This is a genomic window from Janthinobacterium sp. C22, assembly GCF_057919405.1.
In genome coordinates, this window is sequence record NZ_CP193659.1 from 6,586,748 (window position 1) to 6,609,547 (window position 22,800).

Here is a 22,800-nt window from a genome sequence, read left to right on the forward strand (position 1 = left end):
TCTGTCCTGCGCCTTTCTGCTGCGCCACCTGGAAGACAGCAGCCAGGCCTTGTCGCAGCTGAACGCCGAGCTGCGCCTGACGGCCACGGCGCTGGCCCGCCTGAACGACATGGTGATGATCGCCGAAGTGGCCGATGCCCCCGCCGGCACGGGCGCGGCGCCGGCCACGCGCATCATCTTCGTCAACGACGCCTTCGAGCGCAGCAGCGGCTATGCGCGCGCCGAGGTGCTGGGCCGCAGCCTGCTGTTCCAGCAGGGCCCCGCCACCGATGCGGGCGAACTGGCGCGCATCGCCGCCGCCATGGCCCGCGCCCAGCCGGCCAGGGCGGAATTGCTGAACTACAACAAGGCCGGCAAGGCATACTGGGTCGAAGCGGAACTGGTGCCGTTTACGGATGCGGACGGCAGGCAGACGCACTGGGTGGCCGTCGAGCGCGAAATCGACGAGCGCAAGAAATCGGAAGCGGACATCCACCGCCTGGCCTTCTACGACGTGCTGACGGGCTTGCCCAACCGGCGCCTGCTGATGGACCGCATCGGCCACCTGCTGGCCGCCGCGCCGCGCGGCCATACGATCAGCGCGCTGATGTTCATCGACCTCGACCACTTCAAGCACATCAACGACGCGCGCGGCCATGCCACGGGCGACGCGCTGCTGCGCCTGGCGGGCGAACGGCTGGCGCAGCTGATGCGCAAGGCCGACACGGTGGCGCGCATCGGCGGCGACGAATTCGTCGTGCTGCTGGCGCACCTGGCCGATGACCTGGACAACGCCGCCCGCGCGGCGGCCCAGGTGGCCGAGAAAATCCGCGCCGCCATCGCGCGCGACTTCGACATCGGCGCGCAGTCCTATCATTGCAGCGCCAGCATCGGCGTGACCCTGCTGCCGAAAGCGGGCCAACAGGCGCACGACCTGCTGCGCGAAGCGGACATCGCCATGTACCGCGCCAAGGCGGAAGGGCGCAACGGCATCGCCTTCTTTGAAGCGGCCATGCAGGCGGGCGTGGAGCGCCGCCTGACCCTGGAACGGGCGCTGGCGCGCGCCCTCGACCTGGGGCAATTGTGCATGCACGTGCAGCCGCAGGTCGACCGCCATGGCCGCTTGACGGGCGCCGAATTGCTGATGCGCTGGCCGCAGGCGGACGGCGGCTTTATCGCACCCGGCGTGTTCATCCCCATCGCCGAGGAATCGGGGCTGATCGTCAGGCTCGGGCACTGGGCCCTGCGCGAAGCATGCCGCGCCGCCAGCCTGCTGGCGCAGGCGCAGACTGGCCAGCCGGCCCCCTGTCCGTCAACGTCAGTCCGGCCCAGTTCCGCCAGCCCGATTTCGCCGCCCGCGTGCAGGCGGCGCTGGCCGAACACGGCACGCCGGCGGGCGCCCTGATCCTGGAACTGACGGAAGGCTTGCTGATCGACCAGCGCGACGCCTCGCTGGCGCGCATGCGCGAACTGGCGGACCTGGGCATCCGTTTTTCCATCGACGATTTCGGCACCGGCTATTCCAGCCTTGCCTACCTGACCTCGATGCCGCTGTACGAACTCAAAATCGACAAGCGCTTCATCGACGACACGCCGCACGACGCGCGCGGCACGGCCATCGTGCAGGCGATCCTGGCCATGGCGCGCCACCTGGGCTTGCGCGTCGTGGCCGAGGGCGTGGAAACGCAGGCGCAAGCCGACTTCCTGATCGCCCACGATTGCGACGGCTTGCAAGGCTTCCTGTATGCGCGGCCGATGCCGCTCGACGACTTTCCCGCCTGGCTGGCCCGGCATCAAGCTTAGCTTTCCGACATTTCCTGCACGAAACTCCTCCGCTAGAATACCGGCCTCATAGCCTGTACCTTCACCATCCCCTTTTATTAAAGCGATCCCCGATGCGTCTGGTTCTTCCCCTGCTGCCGCTCCTGCTGCTATCTCTGCCGCCCGCCGCCCATGCGGCCCCTCCGCCAACGCGCCCACGCCGATCACGCTGGACCAGGCCATGGCCGATCCCGACTGGATCGGCACGCCCGTCGAAGCGGCATGGTGGGGCTGGAATGGCCAGCTGTATTACAAGCAAAAACGCCTCGGTTCGCCCCTGCGCGACACGTTTCACGTAGCGGGCGCGCATGCGAAACTCAATAGCGGCAAGAAGGTCGACGATGCGCAGCTGGCGAACCTCGATGGCCAGCAGATGGTCGTCAACCGGGCCGGCACGCGCGCCATCCTGCTGCGCAACGGCGACTTGTTCGAGCGCGACCTGAAAAACGGCACCCTGGTCCAGATCACGCGCGGCGTCTCCGCCATCAGCGACCCGCAGTATTCCGCCGACGGCAGCGCCGTGCAATACCGCAGCGGCAGCGACTGGTTCAGCTGGAGCCGCGCGGAGCGCCTGAGCGCCCCCGTCGCCCTGCTGCGCGCGGCCAAGGACCCGGACGCCAAGCCGGAAGCGGACGCCCTGCGCGAGCTGCAGCTGCGCCTGATCGTCAACCTGGCGCGCCAGAAGGACGACCGCGACGCCAGCCGCGAGCGCCGCCACGAAGAGCGACGCCTGGACGCCACGCGCGCGCCGGAACCGATCTACCTGGGCGACAAAGTCACGATTTCCGGCAGCGCCCTGTCGCCGGACGGCCGCTGGCTGCTGTTCGTCACGCAGGACAAGGCCGCCGAAAAGGGCAAGCTGGGCAAACTGGCCCGCTACGTCACGGAGACGGGCTACCCGGAAGCGGACGACGAGCGCACGCGCGTGGGCCGCAACATGCCGATCGCGCAAAGCCTGAAACTGGCCGACCTGCGCACGGGCCAGGTGCGCGAGATCGCCTTCGACAGCCTGCCCGGCATCGCCACCGACCCGCTGGCCAGCCTGCGCGCCGAACAGAAGCTGCCGCCGCTGAAAGGCAACCGTGCCGTGCGCATCGACGCCCAGCGCGACGGCATCGCCTGGACCGATGACGGTTCGCGCGTGGCCGTGCGCGTGCGCGCCATCGACAACAAGGACGGCTGGCTCGCCACCGTCGACCTGGCCAACGCCTCCCTGGTTCCGGCGCACCGCATCAGCGACACGGCCTGGGTCAACCGCCGCGCCGAGGAATTCGGCTGGCTGCCCGACAACGCTACCCTGTGGTATCTGTCCGAGGAAAGCGGCTACGCCCACCTGTACGCGAAAACGGGCGCCGCGCCCGCGCGTGCCTTGACGCAAGGCCAATGGGAAGTGAGCGCCGTCGAATGGAGCCGCGACGGCAAGACTGCCTATTTTATGTGCAACCGGCAGGCGCCGGGCACGTATGAAGTGTGCGCCAGCACGGCCAAGGAGGGCGGCGCGCGCGAAGTGACGAATCTGAAAGGTGTGGAAAACTTCGGCCTGTCGCCCGATAACGGCAAGCTGCTGCTGCGCTATTCGAGCAGCTATATGCCGGCCCAGCTGGCGACCATTCCTGTCTCTGGCGGCAAGGCGACTATCCTGACGGATACGCGCAGCGACGCCTTCAAGGCGCGCAGCTGGGTCATGCCGGAACTGGTGCAAGTGCCGTCCACGCATGGCGCAGCGCCCATCTGGGCCAAGCTGTACCGGCCACAGCAGCTGGAAGCGGGCAAACAGTATCCGATCGTCATGTTCGCGCACGGCGCCGGCTACCTGCAGAACGTGACGCAGCGCTACCCCGTGTATTTCCGTGAACAGATGTTCCACAACCTGCTGGTGGAGCAAGGCTACATCGTGCTCGACGTCGATTACCGCGCCTCGCTCGGCTACGGCAGCGCCTGGCGCACGGCCATCTACCGCCAGATGGGCCACCCGGAGCTGGAAGATTTCATCGACGGCGCCAACTGGCTGGCGCAACAGCACCAGGGCGACATCCGGAACGTGGGCATCTATGGCGGCAGCTATGGCGGCTTCATGAGCCTGATGGCCCTGATGCGCGCGCCGGAAATCTTCAAGTCCGGCGCCGCCCTGCGTCCCGTGACGGACTGGACCACCTACAACCACGAGTACACGGCGAATATCCTGAACACGCCGGACGTCGATCCTCAGGCGTATAAAATCTCGTCGCCCATCGAATACGCGGACAAACTGACGGGCAACCTCCTCATCGCCCACGGCATGATCGACGACAACGTGTTTTACCAGGATTCCGTGCGCCTGGCGCAGCGCTTGATCGAGCTCAAAAAGGATCACTGGGAAATGGCCAGCTACCCGATGGAGCGCCACGGCTTCGTGCAGCCGGAAGCGTGGTATGACGAGTACCGCCGCATCTATCAGCTGTTCAATCGTACGTTGAAATAAGCGATATCAACAAAAAATGTCGGATTACGCGGCTGCGCCGCTAATCCGACCTACTCGCTCAGGTGTAGGTCGGATTAGCCCGCAAGGGCGTAATCCGACACCACACCCACCACAAGCACTCAGTCAAACGGCACGGGCCGCGGCGTCGTGTCGCTCGATGGCGGCAGGATCGGCAGCACAAGGTGCGGCTGCTTGCCCGTCAGGGTTTTCAGGAAGGCGACGAGTTGCGCGTTTTCATCAGGCGCAAACGTGCGGCCCAGCTGCAAACGGCCCATCACGTCGACGGCCTGCGTCAGGGTGGCCGCTTCGCCATCGTGGAAGTAGGGATACGTCAGCTCCACGTTGCGCAGGGTCGGCACCTTGAAGTTGAAGCGGTCGGCATCCTTGCCCGTCACGGCCGAGCGTCCCTGCGCCGTCATCGCCGTCTTGTACGGTTCCACCACGCCCATCTTCTGGAAGGTATTGCCGCCGACGGCGGGGCCGTTATGGCAGGCGATGCAGCCGCTGGACTTGAACAGCTGGTAGCCAGCCAGCTCGTCTTTCGTCAGCGCGCTTTTCTTGCCCATCAGCCATTGGTCGAAGCGCGAACCGGGCGTCACCAGCACTTCCTCGAAGGCGGCGATGGCGCGCGTCACTTGCTCGATGGTCAATTTATCCTGGCCAAACACTTGCCGGAATTCCGCGCGGTAGGCGGGAATCGAGGCCAGCACGTCGATGGCCAGCTCGTGCGTAAAAGCCATCTCGCCCGGATTGGCGATGGGGCCGCCCGCCTGCTCCTGCAAATCCTTGGCGCGGCCATCCCAGAATTGCGCCACGTTCATGCTGGCATTGAGCACCGTCGGTGAGTTGATGGGTCCGCGCTGCCAGTTATGGCCGATCGACGTCTTGATGTTATCCGTGCCGCCCATGCTCAGGTTATGGCAGCTATTGCAGGAAATGAAGCCGGAACGCGACAGCCGCGGATCGAAAAACAGTTTCTTGCCCAGTTCGACCATGGCCGGATTGGCCACCTTGGCGGCCGTGATGGGCTGGATCGGCTCCTTGCTGGCGGCGTGCAGCGTGCCGCTGAAAGCGAGGCTGGCGATAAAGACAAAGGGGAGAGGGTACGGCGCATAGTCTAACTCCTGGAAGCATTCCCGAATCGGCGGTGCACGCCGGCGCGGGAATGCAGCGCGGCGGCCCGGTCGCCACCCGACCATCGCTGATTGGATGTTGATTTATATTAACTTTGACGGCTTGATAATGAAAATGACCGGCGTCAAGGATCGTCCAGCGCGCGAATCGCGCTTGCCATTTGGGCAAGCGTGGCACATGATGAGGGCATGCATACACCTCCCTGCTCCGCCCTGCTGCGCACCGCGTGCGCCGCCATCCTGCTGCTGGCCACCAGTGCCTGCGGCAGCGCCCCCGCACAAGATGCGCCGCCCGCGCCCGGCAATGCCGGCTTGCTGGCGCAAATCCAGGCGGAAGTGGGCGCCGCCGCCTGCGATTCCACGCAGCAATGCCAAACCATCGCCATCGGCGCCAAGGCCTGCGGCGGCCCCGAGCGCTACCTGGCCTGGTCCAGCAAGGACAATGACGGCAAAAAACTCAAGGCCTTGGCCCAGGCGCAAGCCGAGGCCAGCCGCAAGCAGCAGCAGGCGGACGGCATGATGTCGACCTGCTCCATCGTCACGGACCCGGGCGCCGTCTGCGAAGCGGGGCGCTGCGTGCTGCAAAAGAGCGGCCTGGGCGGCAGCTCGGCGATGTAAAAAAGCCGCTGGATCAGCGGCTTGCGTGATTCTGCAACAAGTCAGGACTGCAGCTGCAAGGTCTTGACGATCTTACTTTCCACCTTCTCGCCCGCGCCCGCAGTGGCATTCTTGCTTTCCTTGCGCAGCAACAATAAATGGTCGCCGCTGACGCCATACTGGCGCGTCTCGTCCGTCTTTTGCGTAAAACTGACGACGACAAAGGCGCGCCCGCTGACATCGAAGTGAAAATGGCTGGCCAGCGGCGTGCCGTCGGCGGCGATCCACACCTCGATGCCGCCCTCGAACTTCTTCACATACTTGCGGTCTTTCTCAGGTACCTTGTCGAGCGACAAGGTAAAACTCAGCAGGCGCGCCGGCTTGCCCTTGTAGCTATCCATCTTCTCGCCGCTGAACACGGCTTCCTCGATCTCGCGCGACAGGGAATCGGCCGCCGACACCATGGAACGCAGCTCTGTCGCCTTCATTTCCCCCAAAGCAAAACCGATCGGCGTCCTGGCCTTCGGATCCTTCACCCTGGCGCGTTGCTCGGCCTCCACTTTTGCCAGCACCTCCTTACTGTAGAGCACTTGCAAGCCCGCCGGTCCGCCCTCGACAGCGACCGTGGCCTGGCCGCTATCCTCTTCCGCCGCCTTGCCCTCGCCCTCGCGGCGCCAGGTTTTCGATTCCACCTGCGCCTTGATGGGCAGCTGGCCCTGCAAGCGCGCCAGCGCCGCATTCAGATCGGCCAGGCCATCGGCCCGCGCCGCGCCGCAAAACAAACTGAACAAGCCCGCAGCCGCCAGGCCCTGCACTCCAATACGTCGCCGCATCGCCACATCCCTTCAGCTCATACAAGGATGCCAAAACACCATGTTTTGGCCATCTGTTGCATTTGAACACAGCTAGCTCTGGTCAGGTGGAAAGTCTTTCTGCTATAATTCGCCGCCTTGGCCTGGTAGCTCAGTCGGTAGAGCAGAGGATTGAAAATCCTTGTGTCGGTGGTTCGATTCCGCCCCGGGCCACCAAGAACAGTCTCCATGAAACGCCCACTCCCGCCAGTGGGCGTTGTCGTTTCCGGGCTTCGCCGTGCCCGGCGCCAATGTAGCCGCGCCCTGCCGCAGACGCCCGCCCTCGCCCATCGAGGCGCAATTTCATCGCTGTTTGATTTATTACAAAGTGCAACATCCGTCCTTGGGCGACAGTCCATCAACGGGCGACAGGCACGCAACCAATGCCAGCGGACCAGCCTATCTCCTCGACCAAGGAGTCCACGCGCATGAATGAGCACAAGATTGTGGTCTTTACGGGCAATGATGGCTATTCGATCCGCCAGGGGATCGCCGCGATTGAGCGCGCCCTTCCCGGCTTGCGCTGGCTGATCGTGATCCACGCGCGGCGCAAGTCAGCGCCTGAATTGCTGCATAGCCAGTGGGCGAACCTGAAAAAGAATGGCTGGCGCTGGATACCATATCAAGCCGCGGATATCTGGCGGCGCCTGCGCGCGCGCCCCGCGCCTGGGCAGGGTGCGATGGCAGCGCCAAAGCACCTCGACGTGCTCACCGTCGCCGATATGCATGCGGACGCCACGCTGTCCGCCGTCAAGGCCTTCGCGCCGACGCTGGGCCTGGCGCTGAACGCGCCGGTCTTGCGCAGGCCGCTGTTCGCCCTTCCCACGCTCGGCACGCTCAACTTGCACAAGGGAAAAGTGCCCGACTACCGCGGCATGCCGCCGGCATTCTGGGAATTGTGGAACGACGAGCCGTCGGTCGGCTGCACCATCCATTGGGTCGACGACAAGCTCGACACGGGCAATGTCGTGCTGGCGGCCACGCTCGAGCGGGAAGCCTATTCGACGGTGCGCGGCATGCAGCTGCGCCTGGACGAAGCGGGCGTCCATCTGATGCGCGATGCGGTGCGGCAAGTGCTTGCCGGCGCCCCGCCGGCGCTGACGCAAGCAGGGGGCGGCGCGACCTATCGAAAACCCAGCCTGGCACAGGTGGCCGAACTGGACGCCAGGCTGCTGCGTGGCCAGCGGCCCGGAGGCCACGCCATGCGCAGAATGCTCAAGGATGGCGCAGCGGCTGGCGCATCCGTGCTGGGGCGTCTCGGCCTGACACGCGCGCTCGCGCCACGCCTGACGGTGCTGCTATACCATCGCGTCAGCGATAGCGCGCGCGACAATCTCAGCGTCGGAATCGCACAGTTTGACCGGCAAATGGCATTGCTGCGCAAGCATTGCACGGTGCTGCCGATCGAGCAGGCGCTGAGGCTCGAATCAATCCCCGCCTCGCCCCGCCCGCTGGTATGCGTCACCTTCGACGACGGCTACCTGGACAACTACACCAACGCCGTGCCTATCCTCATGAAGCACCGGATTCCCGGCGCATTTTTTGTCGCCACCGGCTTCATTGGCACCGGGCGCGCCTTTCCGCACGACGCGCGACGGGGCAACCCGGCGATACCGATGATGACCTGGCAACAGCTGCGCGCGATGCGCGACGAGGGTTTCCTGATCGGCTCCCACACCGTCAACCATATCGACTGCGCGGCCGAACCGGAAGACGTCGTTCGCCACGAACTGGCGCGCTCGCGTGACGATTTGCGGCACGCACTGGGACTCGAAAGCGTCGTGCTCGGCTATCCATACGGGGGACGCCGGCACATGACGCCAGAGCGCCTCGAACTGGTCAGGCAAGCCGGCTATGTCGGTTGCCTGTCCGCCTATGGCGGCAGCAATATCGGCGCCGTGGATCCGTTCAACCTGCTACGGCGCGGCATACACTGGGAGTATTCCGATCGCGCCTTCCTGTTCGCGTGCCTGGGATGGAGATGAGCGGATGAGCGGAAAAGCGCCGCCGCTGGTCTTGCATGTCATGCATCATCTGGTCACCGGGGGCCTGGAAAATGGCGTGGTCAACCTGATCAACCATATGCCCGAATCGGCCTTCCGGCATGGCATCGTCTGCATCGAAGATTATTCGGACTTCCGCGACCGCATCGTTCGCCGCGACGTGGACGTCATTGCCCTGAAGCGCAGCCGCATCGGCGTGTGGGCGATGCGCCGCGAGATCTACAAGCTATGCCGCCTGCTCCAGCCAGCTATTCTGCATACACGTAACCAGTCCGCTCTCGATGCCCTGTTGCCGGCACGGCTGGCGGGCGTGCGCCATGCCGTCCATGGCGAGCACGGCTGGGATGTCGACAACTTGCGCGGCGACCAGTGGAAGCCGGCGCTGCTGCGCCAGCTGCATTCACCGTTGATCGACCGCTATGTCACGGTCTCGAAAAACCTGCGAAGCTACCTGACCGGGCGCGTGGGCATCGCTCCCGCGAGGATCAGCCAGATCTACAACGGCGTCGACACGACCCGCTTCACGCCCCGGGAAAACGGCCCCCGCTGCGCCATGCCCGCAGCTTACGCGGGCGGCGATGCGATCATCATAGGCACGGTCGGCCGCATGCAGCCCGTCAAGGATCAAGCCACCCTGCTGCGCGCCTTTGCCAGCCTGGCGCCGCTTCACGCCAGGGCGCGCCTCGTGATGGCCGGCAGCGGCCCGCTGTCGGCGGACCTGCGCGCATTGGCCGCCGCGCTAGGCGTCGGGGAGCGCGTGTGGTTTCCCGGCACCTTGCACGACGTCGCCGGGGCCTTGCGCAATTTTGACGTCTTCGTCCTGCCTTCCTTGTCGGAAGGGATCTCGAATACCTTGCTCGAGGCCATGGCCAGCGGCGTGCCGGCCCTCGCCACCAGCGTGGGCGGCAATCCCGAGCTGGTCCAGGAAGGGCTTACGGGCCGGCTGTTCCAGCCTGGCGACGTGCCCGCCCTGAGCCGGCTCCTGGACGACTATATGACGCAACCTGCCTTGCGCCTCGCGCACGGCGCCGCCGCGCGGCGCGCGGCCGTCGACCATTTCAGCCTGCCCGCCATGGTCGCGCACTACCAGTCGGTGTACCAGCGGTTGTGTCATTAGCGGGCGCCGAGAGTGGTCCATCTGCGCAAAAAACGTTCCTGCCCCCACCGCTATGTACGCAAACGTACGGACTGCGGCCGCCCAAGAGCACATGCTGCAGGCAGACCATCACTTCTCCTCCCGCCGCCAGCGCCCTGCGCGACACGGCAGACGGGTCGCCTGGTCAGCTCTCCCCGCCACACCGCCATGCGAAACTCGCGCCCGACGCCGTCGAGCCGTTCCGTACATTACGGCTCACCGCCAAAGGATGCATCATGAAAACTACCCTGATATTGCTCGCGCTCGCCTCTACCCTCGCCCTGACCGCTTGCCAGCGCGAAGCGCCACCTGCGCCCACCGTCGTCCAAGTCGTTCCCGGCCCTGCCGGCGCACCTGGTCCTGCCGGCGCCACCGGCGCCACGGGCGCTGAAGCCCCTGCCGGCGCGACCGGTGCCACCGGCGCCACTGGCCAGACCGGCGACAGCGGTGCCGCCGGCTACGATGGCGCCAAGGGCGCTACCGGCGCGCAAGGCAACGACGGCGCCAAGGGCGACGACGGTGCCAAGGGCAAGACGGGCGACACGGTGATTGTCGTTCCACAACGCTAATACCGTTAGCGCCGGTCATCACCGGCAACCTTGTTTCCCCACAACGCCAACCCCTGCGGTTGGCGTTGCTCCGTATGCGCTGTACCGCACAGTAACATCGGCCGCATCGGCCTATCCTGTTCTTATTCCACAGGGAGATATCGCATGCTGACGATCATACTGATGGTGGCCCTCCTGGGCTTGGCTTTACTGTTCGCGCCCGGCCCCTTGCGCCGCGCACTGATTACCCCGCACCTGCTGGCCTTGTTCAAGCGCATCCTGCCAAGCATGTCCGGCACGGAACGCGACGCCCTCGAGGCGGGTACCACCTGGTGGGATGCGGATCTGTTTTCCGGCAAGCCCGACTGGACAAAATTGCTGGCGTATGGACGCGCTTCGCTCACCGCCGAGGAGCGCCACTTTCTCGACCACGACGTCGAGCGCCTGTGCGAACTGGTCGACGACTGGGAAACGCAGCAGCAACTCGACTTGCCACCGCAAGCCTGGGCCTACATGAAAAGCCAGGGTTTCCTCGGTATGATCATTCCCAAGCAGTACGGCGGCAAGCAGTTTTCCGCCTATATGCATTCGCAGGTGGTGATGAAACTGTCGAGCCGCTGCTCGGCGCTGGCAGTGACCGTGATGGTGCCCAATTCGCTGGGACCGGCCGAATTGCTGTTGCACTACGGCACCGAAGAACAGAAAAACCATTACTTGCCGCGCCTGGCCGCCGGCACCGAGATTCCCTGCTTTGCCCTGACCAGCCCGTATGCAGGCTCCGACGCGGCCGCCATCCCCGACCTGGGCGTGGTGTGCATGGGCATGCATGAGGGGAGGCCTACCCTGGGTTTCCGCCTCAGCTGGAACAAGCGCTACATCACCCTGGCGCCCGTGGCGACCTTGCTGGGGCTGGCGTTCCAGACCAGCGATCCCGACCACTTGCTCTCCGACAACGATACGCCCGGCATCACCTGCGCCCTGATCCCCGCCAGCCACGACGGCGTGGTGATCGGCCGGCGCCACCATCCCTTGAACGCCGCGTTCCAGAACGGCCCCACGTCCGGCAACGATGTCTTCATCCCCATCGACTGGGTCATCGGCGGCCAGGCGCAAGTGGGCAAAGGCTGGCGCATGCTGATGGAATGCCTGGCGGCCGGACGCGCCATCTCTCTGCCCTCGTCCAGCGTGGGCATGGGCAAGATGGCCGTGCGCGGCACCGGCGCGTATGCGGCCGTGCGGCGCCAGTTCAACATGCCGATCGGCAAGTTCGAGGGGGTACAAGAAGCGCTGGCCCGCATGGGCGCCAACCTGTACCTGATGGACGCGGCCCGTACCCTGGCCGCGCACGCCGTCGACCTGGGCGAGAAGCCGGCCGTCATTTCCGCCATCGTCAAATATCACGTCACGGAGCGGGGCCGCGCGCTCGTCAACGACGGCATGGACATTCTTGGCGGCAAGGGCATCTGCGTGGGCCCGAACAATTTCCTCGCCAGCGCCTACCAGCAAATCCCCATCGCGATCACCGTCGAAGGCGCCAACATTCTCACGCGCAGCCTGATCATCTTCGGCCAGGGCGCCATCCGCGCGCATCCGTATGTACTCAGGGAAATGGCCGCCGTCGGCGAAAGCGACGGCCGCAAGGCCCTGCGCGATTTCGATGCGGCCTTTTTCGGCCACGTGGGCTTTGTGCTGGGCAACCTGGCCAGGGGACTGTGGTACGGACTGGGCGGTGCCCGCCTGGCGGCCGTGCCCGACGCCGGCGCACCCGCACTGGCGCCCTACTACCGCGCCCTGACACGGCTGTCGACGGCGTTTGCCGTCATGACGGATATGTCGATGTTCGTGCTCGGTGGCGAACTCAAGCGCCGCGAGCGGCTGTCCGCCAGATTGGGCGACGTGCTGGCGCAACTGTACCTGGCTTCGTCCGTACTGAAGCGCTACGAGGATGATGGCCGGCCCGAGGCCGACCTGCCGTATGTGCACTGGTCACTGCAGGATGCGCTGGTCCAGGCGCAGCAGGGCTTGACGGGCCTGCTCGACAATTTCCCCGCGCGCGTGCTGGCCGTGCTGCTGCGCACCTTGCTGTTCCCGTTCGGCCTGCCACACCGTCCGCCGGCCGACGAACTGGGCAGCGAGGTGGCGCTGGCCCTGCAAACGCCGGGCGCCGACCGCGAACGCCTGCTGGCCGACGGCCATGTCGCCAGCGACAGCAACGATCCCGTCGCCTGCGCCGAGCGGGCGCTGGCCCTGCAGCCCGAGGTCCTGCACATCGAAAAACGCCTGAGGGACACGCCCGAAGGCGCGGCCCTGCGGCACCTGCCGCAAAGCCTGTCCGCCATGCAGCCGTGGCTGGCCGCGGCCAAGGCGGCAGGCACCATCAGCTGCCAGGAGCACAATACCTTGCTGGAATATGCGCGCCTGGTCGATGGTTTGATCCAGGTCGACGATTTTCCCACCGATGCGGCACAGCCAAAACACTTGCCTGTGCACAGGGCCGATACCAGCAGCCGTGCAGCCTAAGCCAGATTGCGACCTATACTGAATGGAGCGGGCACGGTGCCCGCTCTTGGCAGAAAGGAGTTGATCATGACGCGCAAATTCATCGATTGCCGGGAGTTCCCAAGTGACACGCATTGCTCGGTTGCCATCTCGGCCGACAGCGAAGAAGAGCTATTGGGCATTGCTGTGGAACACGCAGTCTCGGTACACCATCACCACGACACGCCGGAGCTGCGCCAGCAGTTGCGTCAATTGTTCAAGGACGGCATGCCGCCCGAACACCTGCCCATGACGGGGCAGGCCGGCAGCAGCGGAGTCTCGCACGCACACTAGCCTGCCAGGGCTTGCGCCGGCCTCTGCAAGCGCAAGCCCAGCACGAGCGGCACCAGCGCCGCATACACGACGATCACCGATAGCCAGACGGCGCCGGGCCAGTACGCCCTGACGCCAAAGTAAATGCTGGAAAACACCAGCGGACACAGCACGGATGCCAGGCTCACGGACGAGGCCAGCACGCCCTGGAACTGGCCTTGCCGGCCTTCATCAACCTGGCGCGTGGCCAGCGATTGCAGGGCCGGCGCGCCGATGCCGCCCAAGGCGAACACGGGCATGATGGCGAAAACCATCCAGCCGCGGCTGGCAAAGGCCATGACGACCAGCGCGACGCAGGCACAACCGACGCCAGTCAGGATGGTGGTGCGCTCGCCCAGCAGCTTCACGGCCGGGCCGGGCAAAAAGCCTGGGCCAGCGCCTGGCACACGCCGAAGGCGCCCAGCGACAGGCCGATCCACAACCCGTTCCACTCGAACGCATCGTGGCCCCACAGCGCCCAGCACACGCCATACACTTCGCCGGCCGCGCTGAAGGTAAAGAAGATGGCGGTGATCGGCAGCAAGCTTTTCTGAGAAAACACCCAGCGCAGCGGGCGCAATGGATTCAATGCCGCCAGGTCGATTTTTTCGCGTGTCGGCGTTCGTGATTCGGGCAACGTCAACAACGCCAGCAGCAGGTTGCCGCCATTCAAGATGGCCGCCGCCATGAACGGCAGGCGCAATCCGTAATCGCCGAGCGCGCCACCGAGCACGGGGCCGATGATGAAACCGGCGCCGAACATGGCGTTGAGCAAGCCGAAACGACGCGCCCGCGTCGCTTCAGGGGAAATGTCGGTGATGTAGGCCGTGGCGACGGAGACGTTGGCGCTCGTCAAGCCGGCGATGGCGCGCCCCAGCAGCAGCATCCACAGGTTGGGCGCAAACGCGAGAAACAGGTAATTGACGGCCGCGCCCGCCAGCGAAAGCAGCAGCACGGGCCGGCGTCCCAGGCGGTCGCTCAGCGCGCCCAGCACGGGCGCGAAAACCAACTGCATCAGCGCGTACAGGGCCGTCATGATGCCGATATACGGCGCCACGTTATCGGCATGCGTGACGTCGCGCAGCAGGGCGGGCAGGATGGGGAAGATCAGGCCGATGCCGATGGCGTCGAGCATGACGGTGGCAAAGATGACAGGCAGTGCTGTCGCCGGAACGGCTATTTTCATATACTCAATCTAAATATGTACTCAGTACATAAATAGTACGCCTGGCTTGGCCGCGCCATCAAGCCTTATCTGTACTCAGTACACTTCGTGTATGATCGCAGCAACATGACGATTCCTTCCGACCTCCGCTCCCGCAAACGCCTTGCCACCCGGCAAGCCATCTCGAATGCTGCCACGCGCTTGTTTTTCGGGCGCGGCTTCGAGCAGGTGACGGTGGACGAGATCGCGGCGGCTGCCAGCGTGGGACGCATGACGGTGTTCAACCACTTTCCCCGCAAGGAAGACATGTTCTTCGACCGCGAGGAAGAGGGACGCGAGCTGCTGCGCGCCGCCTTGCGCCAGCGCGATCCCATGGTGCCCCCGATCGTAACCCTGCGCCTGCTGGCGCACCGGCTGGTGGCCGAAGACAGTCCCTACGTCACGTTTTCCGCCGCCGGCCAGGGTTTTATCGCCACCATCGAGGCCAGCGAGACCCTGAAAGCGCGGGCGCGGGCCATCCGCGACGAACTGGCGCAAGTGGTGGCAACGGCGCTGACCGACAGCACGGGGCGCGACGCGCACGATCCCCAGGCCCGGCTGGCGGCCAGCCTGCTGCTGGCCACCTGGAGCACGGCCCTGATCGAAGCGCACCGTGCCTTCGCGCGGCACGGCGACGCGCAGCTGGCCAAGGCCCGCTTCCTGGCCCTGGTGGACCAGGGGCATGTCGGCCTGAAGGCGGCGTTGGCGGGCACGCCTTACGTCTGACGTTGCCGGGCATCGGATGTCAATCCCTTGACCCAAGGCAAGGCAATCTGGCGCCAGCCCGCCTACAATCGCCGGCTTTGCCCATCCCATGCGCCACGCTCCCGAACTCCTCCTGCCTGCCGGCTCCCTGGCCAAGATGCATGCCGCCTTCGACTATGGCGCCGACGCCGTCTACGCGGGCCAGCCGCGCTACAGCTTGCGCGTGCGCAATAACGATTTTTCGACCTTGCAAGCCTTGCAAGAAGGCATTGATGGCGCCCATGCGCGCGGCAAGCAGTTCTTTGTCGCGAGCAATATCTTCGCCCACAACGCCAAGCTGAAAACGTATTTGCGCGACATGGAACCGGTGATCGCCATGCGCCCGGACGCCCTGATCATGGCCGATCCGGGCCTGATCATGATGGTGCGCGACAAGTGGCCGGAGATTCCCATCCACCTGTCCGTGCAGGCGAATGCCGTCAACTGGGCCGACGTGAAGTTCTGGCACCGCATGGGGCTGACGCGCGTGATCCTGTCGCGCGAACTGTCGCTCGACGAGATCGAGGAAATCCGCCAGCGCTGCCCGGAAATGGAACTGGAAGTGTTCGTGCACGGCGCCCTGTGCATCGCCTATTCGGGCCGCTGCCTGCTGTCCGGCTATTTCAACCACCGCGATCCGAACCAGGGCACGTGCACGAATTCCTGCCGCTGGGATTACAAGGTCAAGAATGCGGCGGAAGACGCCAGCGGCGACCTGGGCGGCATGCAGGTGGTGCCGCTGGAATTTCACCAGGCGCTGGCCGAAGCCGACAACAATGCCTTTTCCGCCCTGCACCAGCAGCCGCGCCACCCGCTGGCCGACCAGCCATACCTGATCGAAGAGGCGCAGCGCCCGGGCCAGCTGATGCCGATCCTCGAAGACGAGCACGGCACCTACATCATGAATTCGAAGGACTTGCGCGCCGTCGAGCATATCGAACGTCTGGTCAAGATCGGCGTCGATTCGCTGAAGGTGGAAGGCCGCACCAAGTCGCTGTACTACGCGGCGCGCACGGCGCAGGTCTACCGCCAGGCCATCGACGATGCCGTGGCGGGCCGCCCCTTCGACATCAGCCTCTTGGGCCAGCTGCAAGGCCTGGCCAACCGCGGCTACACGGACGGCTTTTATCAACGCCATCACACGCAGACGCACCAGAACTACATGCGCGGCGCGTCCGAGGCGGACCGCAGCCAGTACGTGGGCGACGTGCTGGACGTGGCCAACGGCTGGGCCAGGGTGGAAGTGAAAAACCGCTTCGCCGTGGGCGACCGCATCGAAGCCCTGCACCCGGGCGGCAACCGCGACTTCACCATCGCCCGCATGCTGGCCGACGATGGCAGCGAGATCCAGGTAGCCCCCGGCAGCGGCCACTTCGTGCGCATCGAACTCGACGGGGCGCTGAATAAAGCCTTGCTGGCCCGCTATTTGTAACCGCCAGTCTGCCGCGCGCGGTGGCGAGCAGTTTCCAAGTGTTTGATTTGACAAGAAAAATTCCAGCCAACACTGCCTAAATAATTTGTTTAGGCTTCAACATTGCTATACGATACGGCCACCCTGCGCCCGGGGGCCTGATCGGCATCCCGGGTGTCCCTGACACGTTCACCGGAATCCCCGATGCCACCTGCCACCTCTGCCCTGATCACCAATGACGCCGTCGTCCTCGGCCTGCTCGCCATGACCCTGGGGGCGTCTTCTGGACCGCCTCCCGCGCCGACGGCTTCTGGAAAAAGTTTTATACGTATATCCCGTCGCTGCTGATGTGCTATCTGATTCCGGCGCTGCTCAACACGTTTGGCATCATCGACGGCAACGCTTCCGGCCTGTACGCCGTGGCGCGCGACTATCTGCTGCCCAGCGCGCTGGTGCTGCTGTGCGTGGCCATCGATTTCGGCGGCATCCTCCGCCTCGGCCCCAAGGCCATCATCATGTTTCTCACAGGAACACTCGGCGTCATGCTGGGCGCCCTCGTCTCGTTCGAGGCGCTGCGTTTGATCCACCCGGAAACGGTGGCGGGCGACACCTGGCGCGGCATGACCACCGTCGCCGGTTCGTGGATAGGCGGCGGTGCCAACCAGGCGGCCATGAAGGAAGTGTTTGAAGTGGACGCCACCCTGTTCGGCCAGTTCGTCGCCGTCGACGTACTGGTGGCCAACGTGTGGACGGCCGTGCTGCTGTTCCTGGCCGGCCGCGCGGGCGCCTTCGACCGCTGGACGGGTGCCGATTTGTCCGCCATCAATGCGCTCAAGGACAGCATCGAAAGCTACCGCGCCCAGCACGCGCGCGTGGCCAATCTGACCGACATCATGATCATCCTCGGCGTGGGCCTGGGCGTGACGGGCCTGTCGCACTTCCTGGCCGGCCCCATCATCAGCTGGATCACCACCCTGCCCGCCGCCTGGCGCCTGCAGGATTACAGCCTGACGTCGAACTTCTTCTGGATCGTCGTGCTCGCCACCACCTTCGGCCTGCTGCTGAGCTTTACCCGGGCGCGCAGCCTGGAAGGCGCGGGCGCCTCGACCATCGGCTCGGCCATGCTGTACGTGCTGGTGGCCACCATCGGCATGCACATGGACTTGAAAGCCCTGTTCGACAAGCCTTTCCTGTTCCTGCTGGGCCTGATCTGGATCGCCGTGCACGGCGGCCTGATGCTGCTCGTCGCCAAGCTGATCCGCGCGCCCCTGTTCTTCATGGCCGTCGGATCGCAGGCGAACATCGGCGGCGCCGCCTCGGCCCCCGTCATCGCCAGCGCCTTCCACCCGGCCCTGGCCCCCGTGGGCGTCCTGCTGGCCGTGCTCGGCTACGCGCTGGGCACCTACGGCGCCTACATCACGGGGCTGATCTTGCGCGGCATGGCGGGGTGATCCACGCGGCAATGGCGGCAACGCCAGCCTGCCGGCTGGCGTTGCCGTTACTGGCCTCCTTACTACAAGTCACTAACAGTTGCTACGAAGCGACACATTAACGTAAATAAAATGCAACTTCATGAGGTAGTAGCGTGAAGTGAGATAGTATTTGAAGACAACAATTTTTCCATAAAAACAATTCGCTTGCTTTTAAGACATCCAATCGCCGCTAACAAGGCTGAGCAGGCCTATCTCCACTATCCATGAATGACCGTTGCAACACTCCGTTGACTGACGCACGCTCAGTGTGGCCAGGCACCATGCGCCCTACGCCCGCCGAAATGCGCGAGTTTCCCTACGACACAACATCGTCAGCGTTCCCCGATAAAAAACTGCTGGTCTGTGCAGCACCACGCGCCTCGAGCAAGCGGCTGGCCCGCCTGTTGCTGGGCGCGGGCATCGGCGTGCCGCTGGAATATTTCAATGACAACAGCGTGCAGGCACTGACGAACCGCTGGCAGATCAAAAAACATGATTACCTGGCACATATTTATGCCCGGCGTTCCGCGAATGGCGTGTTCGCATCGAACATCCAGTTTGCCCAGATTCAAAAGTGGCCCCATGCACACGACTTTGCAACCCTGTTCGAAGGCGCAACCGTGATGCATTTAATCCGCGACAACAAGGTCGCCCAGGCTGCGTCTCTGGCGACTTGCATGGTGACGGGGCGCTGGGGTTTCGAACAAGCGACGGTGACAAAGAATTACTCGACCTGGCGCCTCAAATTGGCGGCGCGCAAGGCCATGCAACTGATTGCCGAGGATGACCAGCTTTGGCAGGACTGGTTCAGGCAACGGGGCATCCAGCCGCTCGTCATCAGTACCGAACGTGTCAACCAGAACGATTTGACACTGATTAATGACATCGCCGGTTTGCTCGGCGTCAGCGCCGATGCGGCAAGCGCGCAGCGCATGCTGGACGTGGATCGTGGCGCCTATCCTGGCGATCAGGAGCTGAAATCGCGCTTTCAGGCACTTATCGAAGAACTCGCGGCGCGCGGCTAAGCACCGTACCTTGCCTCCCAATTTCCCTACACCCCCATAACAAGAAGGACGGACATTGAATATCTTTATGGTGCGGCCCACCACTCGCAATATCGGCAACGATCTCATCGGCTACGCTACCGCAGAACTCCTTTACGAGGTATTCGGAGAAGCCACCAATGTCGTCAGCATTCCTGCCTTGAAGGGGCCGCAGTTCGGCGGCTTGGTAGCGCGCCAGATCTATGACATGAACCGCCTCGCCGACGCCGTCATCGTGGGCGGCGGGAATCTGTTTGAAAACGGCCAGCTGTCCTATGATGTGCAGGCCGTCAATGCCCTGCGCCGCCCGATGATGCTGATGGGACTGTCCCATGGCCGCATCACGGGCCGCGATGGGCAAATGGAAGACCGCACCGATGCCCTCAGCCCGACTGCAATACGGCACCTGGTCGAGCATGCCAAGGTGGCCATGGTGCGCGACACGGGTTCGCAAGAAATCCTCGCCGATCTTGGCGCCAAGGTGACGGTCGGCGGCTGCCCCACGCTGTACCTGCCCCCAAATGCCGAGGGCGAAGCGGCCAGGGGCGGCGTGATCATTTCGGTGCGTCACCCCATGCGCATGAGCGTTCCTGCCACCTTGCAGTGGCGCATCGCAGAAGACCTGCGCCGCCTGATTGCCGCCCTGCGTGCCGAATATGCGCAACCCGTCTATCTGGCCTGCCACGATTACATCGATCTCGAATTCGCGGCCGGCTTCCCGGAAGCGGCGCCCATGTACTTTGACGAAGTCAGCCGCTACATCGAAGCGCTGCGCACCTGCAAGCTGCACGTCAGCTACCGCCTGCACGGCTTCCTGCCGTGCCTGGCCATGGGCTCGCACAGCATCAATCTTTCCTATGACGAAAGGGGCCGCTCGATGCTGTCGACCATCGGCATGGCATCGTGGGATGTCGATCTGATGGAAAATGGCGATTGCGTAAGCGCCATCATGGACCGCGCGCGCTCGGCCGATCAATATCACCGTACCCGCCAGAACGCCCTGCCGCTGATACAAGAGTTGCGCCAGATTACGGTGCGCGGCTTGCACACCTTGCGCACCCTGGCAACGGAGCAATGAATATGAGCTCGCCATCTTCGTCGCAGGGCGTGTGGCTGAAGTGCCACGTCCGCGAACTCGCCCCTTGGGAAACCATGACCGAGCGCGTGCTCGAGGAAATTATTTCCACGGTGGGACAAATGAAGGGCGCAGCAAAGGCTCAGGTGCTGCGCCAGCAGGGCATTGAGCGGCTGCACGAAGTCATCGATACCGACGATGTGGCTTCCTTGCGCAACCAGGTGCTGGAACGCTTGCGCCAGCCCTTGCTGGCCATGGCGACGGCCGTCGGACGCCAGATCCTGGGCTGGGATGGCGATTTCTATGTGGATGACTATTTGATCCTGCGCATCAACTTCCCTTACGAAGTGGCGCGCAAGACCAATCCGGCGAGCGAAAATCCCGGCATTGGCCGCCTCAGCGCGACCGTACGCGAGCAATTTCAGGCCCGTAAGGTCATTGACCCCGTGTACGCGCCGAAGGAGTATCACCGGGGCCACCCGCCCGCCGCCTGGGCGCACGGTCCGCACATCGATAGCTGGGCCGGCCATTCGCGCGACGGGCGCAATATCTGGTGGGCCATAGGCGAGGTGCCGGCGGAAGCGGGCATGGTGCTGTATCCGGAGTTAGCCAACGTCACGCTGCCCTGCGAGCGGCGCACGCTGTACCTGCAAGCGGGCTACCGCCTGCCGGTGCCGACCTACCTGCCCCTGGCGGCAGGCGAGATGCTGGTCTTCGATCCCGAAGTGCTGCACGGCACGCATCTGAACACGACAGAGGCCACGCGCGTGGCCATTTCCATGCGCCTGAACGCTTCCAGGCCGACGTTCGATCCCGCCTGCTTCTATTCGCGCGAATTCTGGCGCCGGGCCGCCGATATCGAGCAAGGCCATGATGAAGTCCTGCATCTGCGACGCGAAGACAACTTCGGCCCGCCTGTGGCGAACGCACCCGTGCAGACGCCGCCTGCCGTTCCCGTCATCGCCGGCCGGCTCGAGCAGCAAAGCGGCCTCATACATGGCCAGCTGCCTGCCGCCGGCCCGGATACGCAGCGCGTCATCGTCGATGCCGCGCCGTATCGCATCATGCTGGTACACACCAGCGACGGCACCCGCGCCTACGACGCGGCCTGCCCGCACTATGGCGTGGACCTGGCCGATGGCGGATGCGACAGCGGCAAAGTGTATTGCCCGGCTTGTGCAATCTCGTTCGACTTGCAAACAGGAAAATCGTCCTGCCCGTCGCTGACACTGCAACCGTATGAAATCCGGCAAGACGGCGCTACCGTACGCATCCGTGTTGCGCCGCCTGCGGCCGTGGCGACATGAGCGCAGCCGCAGCCCACGCTCTGCCTGCCGCCCTCGATGCGGGCGCGGCGGCAGTGAGTGTCATCATTTGCACCCGCAATGGCTGGTCGCGCGGCTTTCTTGACGACAGCTTGCAATCGCTGCTGGCCCAATCCTGGCCCGCGCAAGAAATCCTGCTGATCGATGATGCCAGCAGCGACGACACGCCCGCCTATGTACGGCAAGCCTACCCGCAAGTCACCGTCTTGCCGAATGCGGGAAGCGGTCTGGCGGCCGCGCGCAATACGGGAGTAGCTGCAGCCCGTTTTCCTTGGGTCGCCTTCATCGACGACGACGACATCTGGTGCCCTGAAAAACTGGCTGAACAACTTGCACAGGTACAAGCATCCGAAACGCCGGATGCGATTGTGTATGCGTCGCAAGTTGCCACGCTTAACAGCCATGGCGGCAATCCCGTGGATTGGGCAACGCCACGGCAGTTTGCCGCCTGGCCCGCCTGTCTGCTGGGTTCTCCCATTCAGCCATCCGGCGTGCTGCTCAGCAAACGGCTACTCTCCCGTATGGGGCCATTTAGCGAACAGCTCAAGGAAGGCGCCGCTTACGACTACTGGATACGCTGCCTGAGCGCCGGGATGTCCATACACTACAGTACCAACGTCCTGCTGCACTATCGTCAACATCATCCACAGATGACGGCGATGTCGCGCAAGCTCGATCATTTCCTGAATATCGACGCCATGATCACGCCGCACCTTGCGCGGCTGGCACCTGCGCTGGCCAACCGGATCCGCTCAGCGCGCTTGCTGAACAATCTGCGCTCCCTGCTGGGCCATACCGGCATCTCGGCGGCGGTACGCTACTGGCGCGTCAGCGTGCCACGCCCGGCGTCCAGCCTGCGTACCCTTTCCTATTTTTTGTTAGATACGATTGCATGCCGGACCCCGCACCGGATACGCCACACACTGCGGCAACGCGCCATGCAGCTACTCATCGGCAAGCAGACGCCCTTGCCCGAGCTACGCCCGAAACGATCCGGACATCCGACGTGAAGGTCTACAACGCCAGCGCTTCCGCTGGCGTTTTTGTTTTTATATCAAGTTTCCCATCAGGTCAGGGGCTGTTTTTCCGCGCCGGACGGCTGAAAAATTCGCCCCACAATGTAGCAGAAACCCCTCAAAACCAAATTT

The 22,800-nt window shown here is 64.3% G+C and carries 18 protein-coding genes, 1 tRNA gene and 1 pseudogene; 16 read left to right on the plus strand and 4 right to left on the minus strand.

From position 1 onward, the window contains the following. The first annotated feature begins 115 nt into the window (after positions 1-115). Positions 116-1,782 (plus strand): annotated as a pseudogene (locus tag ACRHIG_RS30965) (putative bifunctional diguanylate cyclase/phosphodiesterase). Between the two features lie 199 nt (positions 1,783-1,981). Beyond that, complete coding sequence (locus ACRHIG_RS30970; RefSeq protein ID WP_489628965.1) at positions 1,982-4,261, plus strand: S9 family peptidase; 2,280 nt, start codon at positions 1,982-1,984, stop codon at positions 4,259-4,261. A 119-nt stretch (positions 4,262-4,380) separates the two neighbouring features. On the opposite strand, the gene ACRHIG_RS30975 is transcribed toward ACRHIG_RS30970, so the two are convergent. After that, positions 4,381-5,460 carry a cytochrome-c peroxidase gene (locus ACRHIG_RS30975; RefSeq protein ID WP_489628966.1) on the minus strand — a complete coding sequence of 360 codons (1,080 nt, stop codon included), beginning with the start codon at positions 5,458-5,460 and terminating at the stop codon, positions 4,381-4,383. Positions 5,461-5,583: 123 nt separating this feature from the next. Here ACRHIG_RS30975 and ACRHIG_RS30980 point away from each other — a divergent pair, with 123 nt between their 5' ends. Continuing rightward, positions 5,584-6,012: a hypothetical protein gene (locus ACRHIG_RS30980; protein WP_475414535.1), complete on the plus strand. Its 429-nt coding sequence runs from the start codon at positions 5,584-5,586 to the stop codon at positions 6,010-6,012. A 41-nt stretch (positions 6,013-6,053) separates the two neighbouring features. Here the strand turns inward: ACRHIG_RS30980 and ACRHIG_RS30985 are convergent, their stop codons facing one another. Further along, the gene (locus ACRHIG_RS30985; protein WP_489628967.1) at positions 6,054-6,824 is read right to left on the minus strand and encodes a hypothetical protein; all 771 of its coding nucleotides are present in this window, start codon (positions 6,822-6,824) and stop codon (positions 6,054-6,056) included. 119 nt (positions 6,825-6,943) lie between these two features. On the opposite strand from ACRHIG_RS30985, the gene ACRHIG_RS30990 reads away from it, so the two are divergent. The 6 genes from ACRHIG_RS30990 to ACRHIG_RS31015 all read left to right on the plus strand — a co-directional run bounded on the left by ACRHIG_RS30990 (position 6,944) and on the right by ACRHIG_RS31015 (position 13,360). Next, positions 6,944-7,019 (plus strand) — tRNA-Phe (locus ACRHIG_RS30990). 251 nt (positions 7,020-7,270) lie between these two features. Beyond that, positions 7,271-8,827, plus strand: a complete 1,557-nt coding sequence (locus ACRHIG_RS30995; RefSeq protein WP_489628968.1) for a polysaccharide deacetylase family protein — start codon at positions 7,271-7,273, stop codon at positions 8,825-8,827. A gap of 4 nt (positions 8,828-8,831) precedes the next feature. Beyond that, the gene (locus tag ACRHIG_RS31000) at positions 8,832-9,962 is read left to right on the plus strand and encodes a TIGR03088 family PEP-CTERM/XrtA system glycosyltransferase (RefSeq protein WP_489628969.1); all 1,131 of its coding nucleotides are present in this window, start codon (positions 8,832-8,834) and stop codon (positions 9,960-9,962) included. A gap of 254 nt (positions 9,963-10,216) precedes the next feature. Then, entirely contained in the window at positions 10,217-10,549 is a 333-nt protein-coding gene (locus tag ACRHIG_RS31005) for a hypothetical protein (RefSeq protein WP_070305493.1), read from the plus strand. 144 nt (positions 10,550-10,693) lie between these two features. Further along, positions 10,694-13,048 (plus strand): acyl-CoA dehydrogenase, encoded by a 2,355-nt coding sequence (locus ACRHIG_RS31010; RefSeq protein WP_489628970.1) that lies wholly within the window; start codon positions 10,694-10,696, stop codon positions 13,046-13,048. Positions 13,049-13,114: 66 nt separating this feature from the next. Then, positions 13,115-13,360: a DUF1059 domain-containing protein gene (locus ACRHIG_RS31015; protein WP_489628971.1), complete on the plus strand. Its 246-nt coding sequence runs from the start codon at positions 13,115-13,117 to the stop codon at positions 13,358-13,360. On the opposite strand, the gene ACRHIG_RS31020 is transcribed toward ACRHIG_RS31015, so the two are convergent. Further along, a complete protein-coding gene (locus tag ACRHIG_RS31020; RefSeq protein ID WP_489628972.1) occupies positions 13,357-13,746 on the minus strand; it encodes an MFS transporter in 390 nt (129 codons plus the stop codon). The genes ACRHIG_RS31015 and ACRHIG_RS31020 overlap by 4 nt on opposite strands. Then, positions 13,743-14,564 carry an MFS transporter gene (locus ACRHIG_RS31025; RefSeq protein WP_489628973.1) on the minus strand — a complete coding sequence of 274 codons (822 nt, stop codon included), beginning with the start codon at positions 14,562-14,564 and terminating at the stop codon, positions 13,743-13,745. The genes ACRHIG_RS31020 and ACRHIG_RS31025 overlap by 4 nt, the downstream gene beginning before the upstream one ends. Positions 14,565-14,669: 105 nt before the next feature. Here ACRHIG_RS31025 and ACRHIG_RS31030 point away from each other — a divergent pair, with 105 nt between their 5' ends. The 7 genes from ACRHIG_RS31030 (at position 14,670) to ACRHIG_RS31060 (ending at position 22,662) form a co-directional block, all read left to right on the plus strand. Continuing rightward, a complete protein-coding gene (locus ACRHIG_RS31030) occupies positions 14,670-15,308 on the plus strand; it encodes a TetR/AcrR family transcriptional regulator (RefSeq protein ID WP_489628974.1) in 639 nt (212 codons plus the stop codon). Between the two features lie 88 nt (positions 15,309-15,396). Continuing rightward, positions 15,397-16,758, plus strand: a complete 1,362-nt coding sequence (gene trhP / locus ACRHIG_RS31035; RefSeq protein WP_489628975.1) for a prephenate-dependent tRNA uridine(34) hydroxylase TrhP — start codon at positions 15,397-15,399, stop codon at positions 16,756-16,758. 326 nt (positions 16,759-17,084) lie between these two features. Further along, positions 17,085-18,188, plus strand: a complete 1,104-nt coding sequence (locus tag ACRHIG_RS31040) for a DUF819 family protein (RefSeq protein ID WP_489628976.1) — start codon at positions 17,085-17,087, stop codon at positions 18,186-18,188. Between the two features lie 323 nt (positions 18,189-18,511). After that, positions 18,512-19,234 (plus strand): Stf0 family sulfotransferase, encoded by a 723-nt coding sequence (locus tag ACRHIG_RS31045; protein ID WP_489628977.1) that lies wholly within the window; start codon positions 18,512-18,514, stop codon positions 19,232-19,234. A 55-nt stretch (positions 19,235-19,289) separates the two neighbouring features. After that, positions 19,290-20,330: a polysaccharide pyruvyl transferase family protein gene (locus tag ACRHIG_RS31050; RefSeq protein WP_489628978.1), complete on the plus strand. Its 1,041-nt coding sequence runs from the start codon at positions 19,290-19,292 to the stop codon at positions 20,328-20,330. A gap of 2 nt (positions 20,331-20,332) precedes the next feature. Continuing rightward, the gene (locus ACRHIG_RS31055; RefSeq protein WP_489628979.1) at positions 20,333-21,634 is read left to right on the plus strand and encodes a Rieske 2Fe-2S domain-containing protein; all 1,302 of its coding nucleotides are present in this window, start codon (positions 20,333-20,335) and stop codon (positions 21,632-21,634) included. Continuing rightward, positions 21,631-22,662 (plus strand): glycosyltransferase family 2 protein, encoded by a 1,032-nt coding sequence (locus tag ACRHIG_RS31060; protein WP_475414896.1) that lies wholly within the window; start codon positions 21,631-21,633, stop codon positions 22,660-22,662. The genes ACRHIG_RS31055 and ACRHIG_RS31060 overlap by 4 nt, the downstream gene beginning before the upstream one ends. Positions 22,663-22,800: the final 138 nt, after the last annotated feature.

Bases quoted from the DNA above. Each gene is read 5' to 3' on its own strand.
- ACRHIG_RS30970 (WP_489628965.1), top strand. From the start codon at position 1,982: ATGGCCGATCCCGACTGGATCGGCACGCCCGTCGAAGCGGCATGGTGG.
- ACRHIG_RS30975 (WP_489628966.1), bottom strand. From the start codon at position 5,460: ATGGTCGGGTGGCGACCGGGCCGCCGCGCTGCATTCCCGCGCCGGCGT.
- ACRHIG_RS30980 (WP_475414535.1), top strand. From the start codon at position 5,584: ATGCATACACCTCCCTGCTCCGCCCTGCTGCGCACCGCGTGCGCCGCC.
- ACRHIG_RS30985 (WP_489628967.1), bottom strand. From the start codon at position 6,824: ATGCGGCGACGTATTGGAGTGCAGGGCCTGGCGGCTGCGGGCTTGTTC.
- ACRHIG_RS30995 (WP_489628968.1), top strand. From the start codon at position 7,271: ATGAATGAGCACAAGATTGTGGTCTTTACGGGCAATGATGGCTATTCG.
- ACRHIG_RS31000 (WP_489628969.1), top strand. From the start codon at position 8,832: ATGAGCGGAAAAGCGCCGCCGCTGGTCTTGCATGTCATGCATCATCTG.
- ACRHIG_RS31005 (WP_070305493.1), top strand. From the start codon at position 10,217: ATGAAAACTACCCTGATATTGCTCGCGCTCGCCTCTACCCTCGCCCTG.
- ACRHIG_RS31010 (WP_489628970.1), top strand. From the start codon at position 10,694: ATGCTGACGATCATACTGATGGTGGCCCTCCTGGGCTTGGCTTTACTG.
- ACRHIG_RS31015 (WP_489628971.1), top strand. From the start codon at position 13,115: ATGACGCGCAAATTCATCGATTGCCGGGAGTTCCCAAGTGACACGCAT.
- ACRHIG_RS31025 (WP_489628973.1), bottom strand. From the start codon at position 14,564: ATGAAAATAGCCGTTCCGGCGACAGCACTGCCTGTCATCTTTGCCACC.
- ACRHIG_RS31030 (WP_489628974.1), top strand. From the start codon at position 14,670: ATGACGATTCCTTCCGACCTCCGCTCCCGCAAACGCCTTGCCACCCGG.
- trhP (WP_489628975.1), top strand. From the start codon at position 15,397: ATGCGCCACGCTCCCGAACTCCTCCTGCCTGCCGGCTCCCTGGCCAAG.
- ACRHIG_RS31040 (WP_489628976.1), top strand. From the start codon at position 17,085: ATGTGCTATCTGATTCCGGCGCTGCTCAACACGTTTGGCATCATCGAC.
- ACRHIG_RS31045 (WP_489628977.1), top strand. From the start codon at position 18,512: ATGCGCGAGTTTCCCTACGACACAACATCGTCAGCGTTCCCCGATAAA.
- ACRHIG_RS31055 (WP_489628979.1), top strand. From the start codon at position 20,333: ATGAGCTCGCCATCTTCGTCGCAGGGCGTGTGGCTGAAGTGCCACGTC.
- ACRHIG_RS31060 (WP_475414896.1), top strand. From the start codon at position 21,631: ATGAGCGCAGCCGCAGCCCACGCTCTGCCTGCCGCCCTCGATGCGGGC.